9 protein-coding genes are annotated in these 12863 nt (G+C 57.6%); 4 read left to right on the top strand and 5 right to left on the bottom strand.

What is annotated here, in order from left to right:
• Positions 1-47 precede the first annotated feature (47 nt).
• Positions 48-539 (bottom strand): GNAT family N-acetyltransferase, encoded by a 492-nt coding sequence (locus J1778_RS18070; RefSeq protein WP_217174341.1) that lies wholly within the window; start codon positions 537-539, stop codon positions 48-50.
• Between the two features lie 16 nt (positions 540-555).
• Positions 556-1464, bottom strand: a complete 909-nt coding sequence (locus tag J1778_RS18065; RefSeq protein ID WP_217174340.1) for a LysR family transcriptional regulator — start codon at positions 1462-1464, stop codon at positions 556-558.
• Between the two features lie 115 nt (positions 1465-1579).
• On the opposite strand from J1778_RS18065, the gene J1778_RS18060 reads away from it, so the two are divergent.
• From J1778_RS18060 to J1778_RS18045, 4 genes are all read left to right on the top strand, one after another.
• The gene (locus tag J1778_RS18060; protein ID WP_217174339.1) at positions 1580-2824 is read left to right on the top strand and encodes an MFS transporter; all 1245 of its coding nucleotides are present in this window, start codon (positions 1580-1582) and stop codon (positions 2822-2824) included.
• 97 nt (positions 2825-2921) lie between these two features.
• Positions 2922-3071 carry a hypothetical protein gene (locus J1778_RS18055; protein ID WP_165353117.1) on the top strand — a complete coding sequence of 50 codons (150 nt, stop codon included), beginning with the start codon at positions 2922-2924 and terminating at the stop codon, positions 3069-3071.
• Positions 3072-3095: 24 nt separating this feature from the next.
• The gene (gene yniD / locus J1778_RS18050) at positions 3096-3203 is read left to right on the top strand and encodes a small membrane protein YniD (RefSeq protein WP_013574326.1); all 108 of its coding nucleotides are present in this window, start codon (positions 3096-3098) and stop codon (positions 3201-3203) included.
• 124 nt (positions 3204-3327) lie between these two features.
• The gene (locus J1778_RS18045) at positions 3328-3570 is read left to right on the top strand and encodes a hypothetical protein (RefSeq protein ID WP_217174338.1); all 243 of its coding nucleotides are present in this window, start codon (positions 3328-3330) and stop codon (positions 3568-3570) included.
• Positions 3571-3622: 52 nt separating this feature from the next.
• Here J1778_RS18045 and recD read toward each other — a convergent pair whose 3' ends face one another.
• From recD to recC, 3 genes are read right to left on the bottom strand one after another with little or no spacing between them, the layout of a single operon-like run.
• Positions 3623-5674 carry an exodeoxyribonuclease V subunit alpha gene (gene recD, locus J1778_RS18040; protein ID WP_217174337.1) on the bottom strand — a complete coding sequence of 684 codons (2052 nt, stop codon included), beginning with the start codon at positions 5672-5674 and terminating at the stop codon, positions 3623-3625.
• The gene (gene recB, locus J1778_RS18035) at positions 5671-9387 is read right to left on the bottom strand and encodes an exodeoxyribonuclease V subunit beta (protein WP_217174336.1); all 3717 of its coding nucleotides are present in this window, start codon (positions 9385-9387) and stop codon (positions 5671-5673) included. Before recB ends, recD begins: the two co-directional genes overlap by 4 nt.
• Complete coding sequence (recC, locus tag J1778_RS18030; protein WP_217174335.1) at positions 9384-12845, bottom strand: exodeoxyribonuclease V subunit gamma; 3462 nt, start codon at positions 12843-12845, stop codon at positions 9384-9386. The genes recB and recC overlap by 4 nt, the downstream gene beginning before the upstream one ends.
• Positions 12846-12863: the final 18 nt, after the last annotated feature.

Genomic DNA, 12863 nt, shown 5'->3' with positions numbered 1-12863 from the left:
GTTTTTGATATGCCGCAGTCAGGACGGTTTTACTGGCGATTAAAACGTCAGAAAGTTAGCCGGTAAAATTTACTGTCTACCGCCATCAGCGGAAAAGCTTCCGGCAACGCGGATACCGGCACCTCCTGAAATCCGTTCTTTTCATAAAAACGATGAGCTGCCAGAAATTTATCGGTCGTGCCCAGAAAAACCTCTTTCACTTTTTCAGCCTGTGCATGTTGCAGTAACGCCTTCAGCAATAGCGCCGCCACGCCGTAATCTCGGCCGCGATAAGGCGCGCTCACGAACATTTTTCGCAGCGCCGCCTGTGCATTGCCGATATCTTTCAGGCCCAGCGTCCCTACCACTTTTCCCTCACAGCGGGCGATCCAGAAATCCCCGGTTCCGCGCTGATAAAACTGCGGAATATCGTGCAAATCTGGCTGCTGCTGTTCAGTTATCGGAATGCCAAATTCCTGATTCTGAATCGGCAAAATCACATCAATCACGCCGCGCTGGTCTGCAGCAGAAAAGCGTTCAATTAAGACAGAATGACTCATCGCACACTCCCTGAGTTTAATTAGGACATAGCAGTGCCAGCTCCGGGTTTTCAGGGAATACCCGTTCGCTGAAAAAGTCGATTAATACCCGAAGTTTCGGTGTCATATAACCGCCCGACGGCCACAAAATAAAAAAGTCGGCACTGCGCTTCACGTACTCATCCAGTACTGTCACCAACTGCCCGCGGGCCAGTTCTTTGCGGATACTGAAATCCGGCAGACAGGCGATGCCCAACCCCTGCAGGGCAAAGCAATGACGCGTTTCTATATTATTGCAAACCATCGAAACCGGCAGCGCTAAATCCTGATATTCCGGCAGAGGCCAGGGTTCGAGTTTTCCGCTATTGGGAAAGCGGAAATGCAGACAACGGTGATCGGCCAGATCATGCGGTTTCGCCGGCCTGCCGTACTGCTCAAAGTATGCCGGTGCGCCGACCAGCAGATGATGGAATGTGCCCAGTTTGCGCATCGACAACCGTGAATCAGCCATCTGACCCGTTCGCACCACGGCATCGAAACCTTCTTCCACAACGTCAACAATGCGATCGGTGAAATCCAGATCCAGTTCGATATCGGGATAACGGCGCATAAACTCGCCCAGCACCGGCAACAACAGCGTACTGACCTGTGGCAGACTCAGACGCAGCCTGCCGCGCGGACATTCCGCCAGTTGCGACAGCTCACTTTCTGCCGCCTCGAGTTCCGCCACAATGCGCCGGCAACGCTCGAGAAACAGCGAACCTTCCGCCGTCAGCGTCACGCTGCGGGTACTGCGGTGAAACAGCCGCACATTCAGTTTGGTTTCCATCCGCGCAATGCTTTTACCCACCGCCGACGCGGAAATCCCTAAGATACGCCCTGCGGCGACAAAGCTGCGGGTTTCCGCCACATGCACAAACGTATTCAGGCTGCTAAGACTTTCCACCCTCACCTCCGATTGCGGACATCAGCGTCCGCATACTCTGGAAATCTACCCTACTTTTTCCGCAACAGGGAGTTCTCTATCGTGATTTAACTCTTTCTGAAACTGAGATAACACCATGAACACTGCTGCACAGAAATCTCCGCTGCCGCTTTCGGCTTTACTGGCGATGGCGCTGACCGGTTTTATCGCCATCATGACCGAAACCCTGCCCGCCGGATTGCTGCCGCAAATCGCTGACGGTCTGAATGTTTCGCAGGCCATGGCCGGACAGTTAATCACGCTGTATGCCGCCGGTTCGCTGATGGCGGTGATCCCCCTTGCAGCACTCACCCGGGGCTGGAACCGCCGCACGGCGTTGCTGACGGCTATCGTCGGCTTTCTGGTTTTCAACACTCTCACCACTTTCTCCACGCATTACATCCTGACGCTTGTTGCCCGCTGGATGGCCGGTGCCGCGGCGGGTCTGGCGTGGGGTTTGCTGGCAGGCTATGCGCGGCGGATGGTGCCGGTTGAGCAACAGGGGCGGGCATTGTCAGTAGCGATGGTCGGCACACCGCTGGCGCTGTCCGTGGGTGTCCCGCTCGGCACCTGGATGGGTTCTTTGCTCGGCTGGCGGATGGCGTTCGGCGTGATGTCCGCGCTCACGCTGATTCTGGTGGTCTGGGTTATCAGAAAAGTACCGGACTATCCCGGACAGGCCGCCAGCCAGCGCCAGTCGTTGCTTCAGGTGGTGATGATGCCTGGCGTGCGCAGTATTCTGCTGGTCATCCTGCTGTGGATGCTGACGCATAACCTGCTTTACACCTACATCGTGCCATTCCTGCACTTATCCGGGCTTAGCGCACGGGCTGATCAGATATTACTGGTCTTTGGCATTGGCGCGCTGGCAGGTATTGGCATCACCGGCCTGCTGGTTGACCGGCGATTGCGCCAGACTCTCCTGTTCAGCCTTCTGCTGTTTGCCCTGATTTCCCTGATGCTGGTGTTTTTCAGTCAGACTCCCGTGCTGGTGGTTTTATGTGTGGCGCTGTGGGGGCTGACGTTCGGCGGTGCGGCAACCTTGCTGCAAACGGCTATCGCCGATGCCACCGGTGAACACGCCGACATGGCGCAGTCGATGGTGGTCGTGGCGTGGAATCTGGCGATTGCGGGCGGCGGCTTAACCGGAGGGATTTTGCTGGAAACCGTCGGCGTTAAAACTTTTCCACAGACAATGCTGATTCTGCTGGCGGCAGGGCTGATTATCGCCTGGCGAGCTAAAAAGCACGGCTTCATGCCCGGTGCCCGTCATGCAAAAACTGCACAAAATCCTAGTGAGCAGGAACAGGATCAAAGTTTAGAAACGGCTGGAAAGGTATAATTTCCTAAACCTTTCCGGAACCAGACGCCTGAATGTCTGCCAGAAGCCATTTTTTCTGGCAGACTAAAAAACAGGCAAAACAGAAACAATGAGAACCATGGAAGCACGTAATAAAGCCGTTATACTTTTGTCAGTGATTCTCGCCGCAGCCCTGCTGTTGATAGCGTTTGAATGGCTGGCTGATCAGGCGGTGCCTGAACTGAAAGAGCAGGTTATTCACTATGTGGATGAACACATGGCGCACTAAAATGCCCTGATGGCAGGAGGAGTAATGGTAACGAAAAGGATGATGACCAAACACTGGAAAATGGTCGTGGTATTGCTGTGTATCTGCGGCGCATTGATGCTGTTGCGCTGGGCAGCGATGATCTGGGGGTAAAGTTTTGCAAATTTGACCGATAAACACTGGTTAAATATTCAACAACCCGGTCAGCGGGCTTGAAACCTTCTTCTGCGCGAGCCAGAATATCTGCAGTGATTTTTAAGAGCCTGCGCGCCTGCTTATGAATAACAGCAAACCTCGTCGTCCTCACGGGCGATGGACCTATTACATCATGTACGAAGACATTCTGTGGCCCTGTCCGGTTCGCTGGGAGTGGGAGAATGGCTACGGCGGCTGGCTGCCTTTTTATTACTCACCGACGCTGGAATTTGTTGCCGGTGATCCGGACAAAGCCACCAAAGTGGCGGGCAACAAGGCCCGTACTCTGCGTAAACCCGTCAGAATTCACGAATACGAATACTGACTTCCCACTCTTAACCTTTTCGCTGTAAATTTATCATTTATTAAACAAGGTATTACGCGCCTTCAATTAATCCGCTGGCACGTAACACGCGCCGCTGCACGGCTTGCGGCAATACCGCATTCACGCCTCCGACACATCCCAGACTGAACCAGTGACGCGCGCGTGTGATGCCGGTATAGATCAGCTCGCGGGTTAAAATCGGGCTCAGATTCTCCGGCAGCAGCAGCGCGGTATGGGTAAATTCCGATCCCTGGGATTTATGCACTGTCATAGCAAACACCGTTTCCACCGCCTGCAAACGTCCCGGCATTACCCAGCGGATATCCTGCGTACCGTCCCCGGCCAGAAACGCCACCCGCAGCACCGGCACCACCGAACCGTCGGCCAGCCGGTGCGGGATTTCCAGTGTGATGCCGATGTCGCCATTCATCAGGCGCTGGCTGTAATCGTTACGGGTCACCAGTACCGGACGTCCCGGATACCAGCCGACTGACGCCTCCAGCAAGCCTTCTTTATACAAAATTTCAGCAATGCGCAGATTGAGTCCTTCCACGCCCCAGCGCCCGCCACGTAAGGCGCACAGCAACTGGAACTGGCTGTAGGCCAGCAGCACTTTGGTCGCCCAGCGGTTGAAGGCTTCCGGCGGTTCGTCGTCCGCAGGCCGCTCCTGAATCATTACGTTGAGATAATGCTGATAACCGACAGGAGGCTCGGTGCCTTCGCGTTTTGACGCCGCAGGAAACTGTGCTGCGCACCCCTTCACTACCCAGTTGCGCAATTCGCTGTCATCGTCAGCGCGTAATGTCAGTTGCGCGAGATCGGCATATCCGTGTTTCCAGACCTGTTTCAGCGCATTAACATCACCGTCGTTGACCGCTTCCGCCAGCTGACCGATGCCGCTTTGTGCATCAAAACGGTAACTGTGACGCAGCATGACCACCGCCTGATCCATCGCTGACCCTTGCGGATCTACCAGCGTATCCGGGATCTGCTCACCGGTCGCACTCTGCAGCCAGTCGCGGGTTTGCGGCAGATAATGACCGCCCTTCGCACGCTGACATAACTCACTGAGCAATGCGCCCGCTTCTACCGACGCCAGCTGATCTTTATCACCCAGCAGGATCAGACGCGCGTGGTCTGGCAACGCGGCAAGAAGCGCCGCCATCATTTCCAGGTCAACCATTGACGCTTCGTCCACCACCAGCACATCCAGCATCAGTGGATTTCCCTGATGATGCCTGAAATGGCGGGTATCGGGGCGGCTGCCCAGCAAACGGTGCAGCGTGACCACTTCAGTATTAATGCTCTCACGCACCGCATCACCGTTACCGAGCCCGCTGAGATCCAGTTTAGACACCGCACCGGCTATCGACTCATTCAGACGCGCCGCTGCCTTACCCGTCGGGGCAGCCAGCCGGATACGCAGCGGCTGGCCGGTTTCTTCCAGCGCCAGCGTTTGCAACAGCGCCAGCAGACGCACCACCGTCGTGGTTTTCCCGGTGCCCGGTCCGCCGGTAATAATGCTGAACGCATTGCCCGCCGCCAGCGCACAGGCCAGTTTCTGCCAGTCGGCGGTGGCAGAATCCGCCGTCGGGAATAATGCCGTCAGCGGTGCCTGCAGGGATTCAGCCGGTAATGTATGCAGGGCACTGCGGGTCAGACGCTGTTCAATCGCCGCGCGCACATTCTGTTCGTACTGCCAGTACCGGCGCAGATACAGACGCTGCCCGCTCAGCACCAGCGGAGAATTCCCCTCACCGTGCCCGACCAGGGTCGGGTGCGCCAGCGCCGCCATCCATTCCTGCAAACTCAGGTCGTCCAGCACCGCCGCGGGGCAGATCACCGCGCCGTCAGCGTGATCCCCTTCCGGTGGCAGCGACAGTGAAAATGCACTGTCGTCGAGCGTGGCCTGCAAATCCAGACACACATGACCGCGCCCCAGCTGATAGCTGGTCAGCGCGGTCGCCAGCAATAATAACGGATGCGCGTCCGGCGCTTCTTTCGCCAGAAACGTCACCAGGGCGCGATCCAGTTCACGCAGCCAGCCACATTCCACCCAGCTCGCCAGCAGTCGGGCAATCTTTTCACGGCTGTTGATTTTCATGCGTGTTCCTCCGCGCCGCTGAACAGAGCGTCGAGTTGTTCCATTAAGGCTTTATCCGGCCGCTGAACGCAGACGCCGTTACCCGGCGCGTGGCTGCCGCGCAGGAATAAATACACCGCGCCGCCGATATGCCGGTCGTAGTCGTAATCCGGTATGCGGGATTTCAGCAGGCGATGCAGCGCAAACAGATACAGCGAGAACTGCAAATCGTAGCGGTGATCGCGCATCGACTGCGTCATATTTTCCTGGTCATAACCGCTGGCGTCATCACCCAGCCAGTTGGATTTGTAATCCAGCACGTAATAACGCCCGTCATGTTCAAACACCAGATCGATAAAACCTTTCAGCATACCGTTGAGATCTTCCGCCAGCAGTGGCGCCCGCTCCGCGCCTTCCAGCGTGTATTGCTGAACCAGCTTATCAAGACGACGCGTCGGCACGCGGGTCAGGGAGAACCAGAACTCCATTTCAACCTGATACGGCGGCAGCTCAGCCAGCGTAAAAGTATTGCCTCCCGGCAACGGTAACGGCTGCGTCAGCAGCGCCGTCAGCCAGCCGGTCAGTGGCACGATCCACTTTTCCCAGCCCCGCGTATTACAACGCCGTGCGACCTGATCGGCGATCCTTTCCGGATCCTCCGCCAGCACGGCAAAGCCTTCCTCACCCGCCCATTCCAGCAAACCGTGCAGGAAATTACCCGGTGCAGGTCCGCGCGGGAAGGCATATAAATTTTCGCCAGTCATGGGCTGCGACAGTTCATGCAGCGGATCCTTCGCAGTGTTCTGCGTTTTCTGATCTTCCAGATAACTGTCCTGCGCGGCGCTTTCGATTTCTCTTTGCGGGTCGCGGTTCAGCGGGTCGCGAAGCAGAGTTTCAGGCGCGATATACGTCCCTGCCGGGGCGATTTGCAGGCCGGAGAAACTCGACACCCACCAGCGCGGACCTTTATGCAGACGCAGCGGCGGACGCGGCCCGAGTTCCGGCAATGTCTGCTGGCTGCGATACACCGCGCCGTCAGATACCGGCAGCGGCCACGCGCGGATATGCTCTGTTTCCAGTGCCTGCAAACTGGCAGGCAACTCGTCAGCCTGCATCGTCTCGCCGCCGTTAAAAAGGTCACTGAAAAATAAATAGCCGGGTGCGCTCTTTTCAAACTCTTTCAGCGGAGCCATGCCCAGCCACAGCGCGTAACGCGAACGGGTCAGCGCCACGTAAAACTTACGCAGGTCTTCTCCCAGACGCTCGCGGTCAGCCAGCACCAGCTGCTCGTCGGATGCACTCAGTGCCACTTCCAGCTCACCTTCCGGCGAATGCCATTTCAGCGGTGAATCCTGCTTTTTCACGGCGCGGAATGCACAGGCAAACGGCAGAAATACCAGCGGATATTCCAGCCCTTTGGATTTATGTACGGTAACCACTTTCACCAGATCCGCATCGCTTTCGAGACGCAGTTTGCGCGCATCGCCGCCCTGATGTTCGTCCTGACATTGTTCCGCCAGATAACGGATCAGCGCATGTTCGCCGTCGAGCTGCACACTGGCCTGTTGTAACAGTTCGGAAAGATGCAGCAGATCGGTCAGCGCACGTTCGTCACCGCGTCCGAGCAGACGGCGCGGCACGTCGAATTCCCACATCAGGCGGCGCAGCATCGGCAGAATGCCCTGTTTACGCCAGCAGGTACGCAGCGCCTGAAACTGCTGGACGTAGCGTTCCCACTCATTTTCGTCCTGATTCAGCCGGTCCAGCGCTTCCCAGCTCAGGTTCAGCGAAGGCGTCCCGAGAGCCGCCCGCAGCAGACGGTCGTTTTCCGGCGCGGCGCAGGCCGCCAGCCAGTACTGTAATTCGCCCGCCTGCGCACTTTCAAAAATGGATTCTTTATCAGAAAGATAAACGCTGCGTACGCCACTTTTTGACAGCGCGAGGCGTATCGCCGAGGCTTCGCGGCCGGTATTCACCAGCACCGCGATATCCCCCGGCATCACCGGTTTTAGCATTTCACCGGGCTGACCGAACCCTGCACAACCCTGCTGCCCCTGACGCAGCAACTGGACGATTTTGGCCGCACAGCCTTCTGCCATCAGTTGAACGTATTGTGTTTTAGGCAACGTTTCCGTCTGATTTTCGGGATACCACAACGTCAGCGCAGTGGCTTCGGCATCGTCAATGACCAGCGTGTCGGCACGCCCTTTGGCTTCTACCGGCAGGAATGGCACCTGATTTTCATCACCTTGACGGAACAGGAACGCGCCCTCGCCGGCGCGGCGGTTTTCCGCTAATTCAAACACTTCGTTAACCGCGGCGACCATGGCGCGGGTGGAACGGAAGTTGGTCGCCAGCGTGTAGTGGCGACCGCCGGTATCGCGGCGGGCACGCAGATAGGTATAAATGTCCGCGCCACGGAAGGCGTATATCGCCTGTTTCGGATCACCGATCAGGATCAGTCCCTGCTCCGGCGCGTTTTCTGCCACACGATAGACGGTATCAAAAATGCGGTATTGCAGCGGATCGGTGTCCTGGAATTCGTCGATCATCGCCACCGGGAATTGCGCGCGAATGATGTCTGCGAGCCGCGCACCGTTGTCGCTGCGCAGGGCAGAATCCAGACGGGTCAGTAAATCGTTAAATCCCATCTGCGCACGCTTTTGCTGCTCAAGGTCAAAACGATTTTTTATCCAGCGGCAGGCGTGTTGCAGCAAACCGCTGCGTGCATCCGGCAAACTCTCAAGGCGGGATTTCAGGGTTTCCATCGCAGTCAGTGCCGGATGCTCAGGCGGCTGGCCCTGCTTCCAGCATTCGGCCAACCCTTCCGGTGTCAGCCGCGTCCAGCCGGTTTTCAGGTCAGGAATGATTTCGTCAGACGTCGCCCAGGTGTGCAGTTTTTCCAGCCACGGATTGAAAAAACGCGCCTGAATTTTTTTGCCATCGACCACTTTCGCCGCCACCGCGCCTTCCAGCAGGGTGCGCAGTTCCTGCGTCCACTCTGGCCAGTTTTGTTTCAGCGCGCTCAGTTCCGCCGCTTTCTGGTTATTTACCGTTTCGACCACTTCGGCGGGTGTCAGGTCTGAGCCTAACTCTTCGGCATATTCCAGCAACGACATCACGCTGCGGTGTAAATCTTCCGGCGCGCGCCACCAGCCGCGCAGCGTACGGATTTCCTGCTCACCGAGCGGGAAGTAGAAACTGCGCCAGTAATCCCGCACCACATTCATCAGCAGTTCGGTCTGATCGGTTTCCAGCGTCTGGGTAAACAGGCTGTCGCTGTCGAACGCGTGCTCGCCCAGCATACGGTTACACCAGCCGTGGATGGTAGAAACCGCCGATTCATCCATCCATTCCGCTGCCAGTTGCAGCTTGCGGGCGCAGCCCGGCCATTGCTCCGGCGTGTATTCCGCGCGCAGGTTTAGCAGAAATTCGTCGCTGTCTTTTTCTGCTTCAGGATTACCTAAAAAGTATCCCGCCGCTTGCGACAAGCGCGCACGGATACGGTCACGCAGCTCTTTGGTCGCCGCATCGGTAAAGGTCACCACCAGAATTTCCGGCGGCGTCAGCGGGCGGCTGAAGGCGTTATCCGCGCCGTGCCCAAGCACCAGCCGCACATACAGCGCGGCGATAGTAAAGGTTTTGCCGGTACCCGCGCTGGCTTCAATCAGGCGGCTGCCTGTCAGCGGAAAATTCAGCACGTTCAGGGGGGATGGCAACGTCTGCTCCGTCATTCCTTCGCTCCTTTTTTGCTGCGTGACAGGTGATTTCTCAGCGGTGCCAGCAGGGTTTCGGCGAGACGGGCAAATTCACCGTCTGACCAGAGTGAGGCGAAATCCGGCCACGCGCGGGCCAGATACGCGTTGCTGTCACGCTCACCAAATTTCATGTTCGCCGGATCATGATTTTCATAACTGTCGCGGGCGGCAAACCAGGCGTCACTGTCCGGCGCACTCTGCTCCGTGCCCTCTTTTTTCAGCCAGACAAAGGCGGTTTTCACTGCCAGCGGCAACGGCCGCAGTTGCCCCGCTTTCCACGTTTCAATCAGCGTTTCCCACAAATTGCGTGCAAAAGCTATCTCAAGGGGCGGCAATTCAGCCGTGCCGTTTTTACTGACAATCACTGTGTTCATCGGCTTTCCGTCAAGATGTCCTGCGATATGCGCGACCCAGTAAGGCAGCAGCCGGTCGAAGCGGTAACTGCGTTCCTTCGTCATGATGCCGATACTTTCCAGCACCACGCGCGCACGGTCGCCCGCCGCATTTGCGCGCAGTTCACTCAGCCAGTCAGAGAACATCACGCCGCCGGTTTCAGACTCCAGCGCCTCATTTGCCAGCGGTTGCGGCCAGTCATCGAGTATCTGCTGATAACTGGCAAATAAGGTGTCCATCGGCTCAGCCAGATCTTCACTCAGTACCGCCGCAAATTCGCCCGGTGCCAGCTCGCCGCGCCGCTCAATGCGTTCGAGTTGCTCACGTAAAACATCCTGACGCGAAACGCCCGCTTCCAGCGCCCATTTTTGCGCGCGGATCAGTTCATCCTGCAAACGCCAGTTTTCCAGCGCATTAATATCGAACGGTTCCTGATCTTCACTGCCGGGATCTTCCAGCTCGAAATAGATATTCAGCCGCTGACGGAAGAAACTGCGCACCGGATCCGACAGAAAATCCGACAACTGACGCAGCGTCAGCGCGCCTTCCTGTTCGACCGGTTGCAGCGGTTGTGTGGCCACGGACGCAGCTTCCGCTTCCAGTCCGGCGCGCCATTCGTGGGCATAGCTGAACAGCGAACTTTCCCGACTGAAATAGTCACGGTTGAAGGGTTGCAGGCGATGTTCTACGGTCAGCGCATGCAGCAAATCTTCGCCGTTTTCGGCTTTCCAGCCTGCCGCCAGATGGTCGCGTAACTGTGCCACCAGCACGGACGGCGGACGCTCAGTGTTGTCATGAATGCTGCGCCCCACCCAGCTGATATGTAAGCGTTCACGCGCTGAAAGCAGCGCTTCGAGGAACAGATAGCGGTCATCTTCACGACGCGAACGGTCGCCGGTGCGGTAATCGCGCCCCATCAGATCGAAATCCATCGGCACGCGGTTACGCGGATAATCGCCGTCGTTCATACCCAGCAGATAGACGTGGCGGAAAGGAATGGCACGCATTGGCATCAGCGTGGCGAACGTCACCGCGCCGCCGAAAAACGGTTGTGACAGGCCTGACTGGTCGAACTGCGCCAGCCAGTGATCGCGCACCACCGACAACGGCAGTTCAGCCTGCAGATCGACGCTTTCGCAGGCTTCCAGCCAGGTTTCCAGTTCGCCGTGCAGACGCACTAAAATAAAGCCGTCCTCGCCGTCATCTTCGGCAAAGTATTGGGAAAGAATAGTGCGCAGGCGCTCGCCCCATACCTGCGGTGCGGCAGGTTCCCGCAACTGACGCCAGGTGTCATCAAGGCAGTTCAGCAGATGCGACAGCGGACCGATCAGCGCCGCATCCAGCCCGCCGATTTCATCCAGCGGCTCGATGTTTTCCCAGGCTTCGCCGCTGCCCACCGCGTAACCCAGCAGCATACGTTGCAGGCCAAAGAACCAGCTGTTTTGTTCCGGCGATAATGGCAGCTCGAGGCTCTGACGCTGTTCCGCATGCAGCCCCCAGCGCACGTTGGCGGCGCGGATCCAGCGGTGCAGCAGCGGCAGTTGTTCTTCCTCAATCCCGAAGCGCTGACGCACCGACGGTACGTCGAGTAAATCCAGCAAATCACTGACCGCAAAACGCGACTGCGGCAGTTCCAGCAGGCTTTCCAGCGCGCCGAGTAATGAGTTGTTCTGGCGCGGCCCCTGATCGGCAACCGTGAACGGGATATAGCGCGGATCGCTGCGCTCTGTCAGGCCAAATACCGCCTGAATGTGCGGCGCATAACCGTTGATATCCGGCACCATCACGATGATATCGCGGGCTTTCAGCGTCGAGTCAGCCGCCAGCGCCGCCAGCAGGCGGTCATGCAGCACTTCCACTTCACGCTGAGCGCTGTGGGTAATGTAGAAACGCAGGGAATCGTCGTGCTGAACATCTGCCGGAGGCCATTCATCGATCGTTTCAGCCAGCGGACGCAGCTGCAAAATATCTTCCTGCAGCTGATGCAACAGGGTATCAGTGCCGTTCGACGTAAAGAGATCGATGCGCGGGATCACCGGTGCGAGCTGCGAGGCATAGGATTCGTGGTTGTCATATTCATTGAGCAGACCAATATAATCGCGGCCCTGCTTGCCCCACGCCGCCAGCAGCGGATGGGCATGCTGATGGAGTTCATCGTCGGCAATCACCTGCGGCATGCCCGGCTTACGCAACTGGCGTTTGCGTTCCGCACGCAGCAGATCTTTATCGGCGATGATATCGCTCCAGTCATGCTCGCACGGGTTATGCACGCACATAAAGATGTGTGTCCAGCGCCCCAGTACCGCCAGCACTTCGAGAGATTGTTGCGGTAACGAGGAGATGCCAAACACCACCAGCCGCGCGGGTAATCCGGCCGGACGCTGATCTTCAGGAAGGGTTTGCGCGTGTTGCAGGAACCGCTGATGCAGCGCCGCACGGCTGGTGTTGCGCTCGTTTTCAGGCACATCCGCCAGCAGTGCCCGCCACAGTTGCGGCTGCCACAGCAGGTTTTCCGGCAACGGCTCGCTGCCTGTGCGGCTGGTGCGCAGAACATCCAGCCCGTTGCCCCAGTCTTCCAGCCAGTCGGCGCGATAAACCTGATACTGATCGAATAAATCCGCCAGCCGCTGTGAGAGCTGATGCAGCTTGCGCATATCGCCGTCATCTTTTAAGAAACGGGCCAGCGGCGCAAACACCGGTTCGGCAAGCAGTTCGGGCAACAGGCGGATCAGGCGCCAGGTCAGCAGCGGACGGTCGAACGGCGATGATTCCGGCACCTGTTCTTTACCGAGCACCGCACGGTAAACCTGCCAGAAAAAGCGTGCCGGTAATTTGATATCCAGCGCCGCCGCAATGCCGCAACCGCCTTCAGCCACATCACGCGCCAGCGCCAGTTTCAGCCACTGATTAATGCCGTTGCTCTGCACCAGAATCACTTCGTTTTCCAGCGGCGACAGCGGATGCGCCGCCATCCACGAGACCAGCACGTCCCTCAGCGCTTCTGAGTGATTTCCGTGTAATACCATCAAACCTGAATTCACGCCCGCATCCCTTGTTAT

Origin of the sequence: Rahnella bonaserana, assembly GCF_019049675.1 — a bacterium.
GTDB lineage: Bacteria > Pseudomonadota > Gammaproteobacteria > Enterobacterales > Enterobacteriaceae > Rahnella > Rahnella bonaserana.
Note: the sequence above shows the minus strand (reverse complement) of the source record. Positions and strands in the feature narration are given on the sequence as shown.

What these genes read in the sequence shown, in the direction of transcription:
- J1778_RS18045 (WP_217174338.1), top strand. Translation starts at nt 3,328, where the DNA reads ATGAATAACAGCAAACCTCGTCGTCCTCACGGGCGATGGACCTATTAC.
- recB (WP_217174336.1), bottom strand. Translation starts at nt 9,387, where the DNA reads ATGACGGAGCAGACGTTGCCATCCCCCCTGAACGTGCTGAATTTTCCG.
- J1778_RS18060 (WP_217174339.1), top strand. Translation starts at nt 1,580, where the DNA reads ATGAACACTGCTGCACAGAAATCTCCGCTGCCGCTTTCGGCTTTACTG.
- yniD (WP_013574326.1), top strand. Translation starts at nt 3,096, where the DNA reads ATGGTAACGAAAAGGATGATGACCAAACACTGGAAAATGGTCGTGGTA.
- J1778_RS18055 (WP_165353117.1), top strand. Translation starts at nt 2,922, where the DNA reads ATGGAAGCACGTAATAAAGCCGTTATACTTTTGTCAGTGATTCTCGCC.
- J1778_RS18070 (WP_217174341.1), bottom strand. Translation starts at nt 539, where the DNA reads ATGAGTCATTCTGTCTTAATTGAACGCTTTTCTGCTGCAGACCAGCGC.
- recD (WP_217174337.1), bottom strand. Translation starts at nt 5,674, where the DNA reads ATGAAAATCAACAGCCGTGAAAAGATTGCCCGACTGCTGGCGAGCTGG.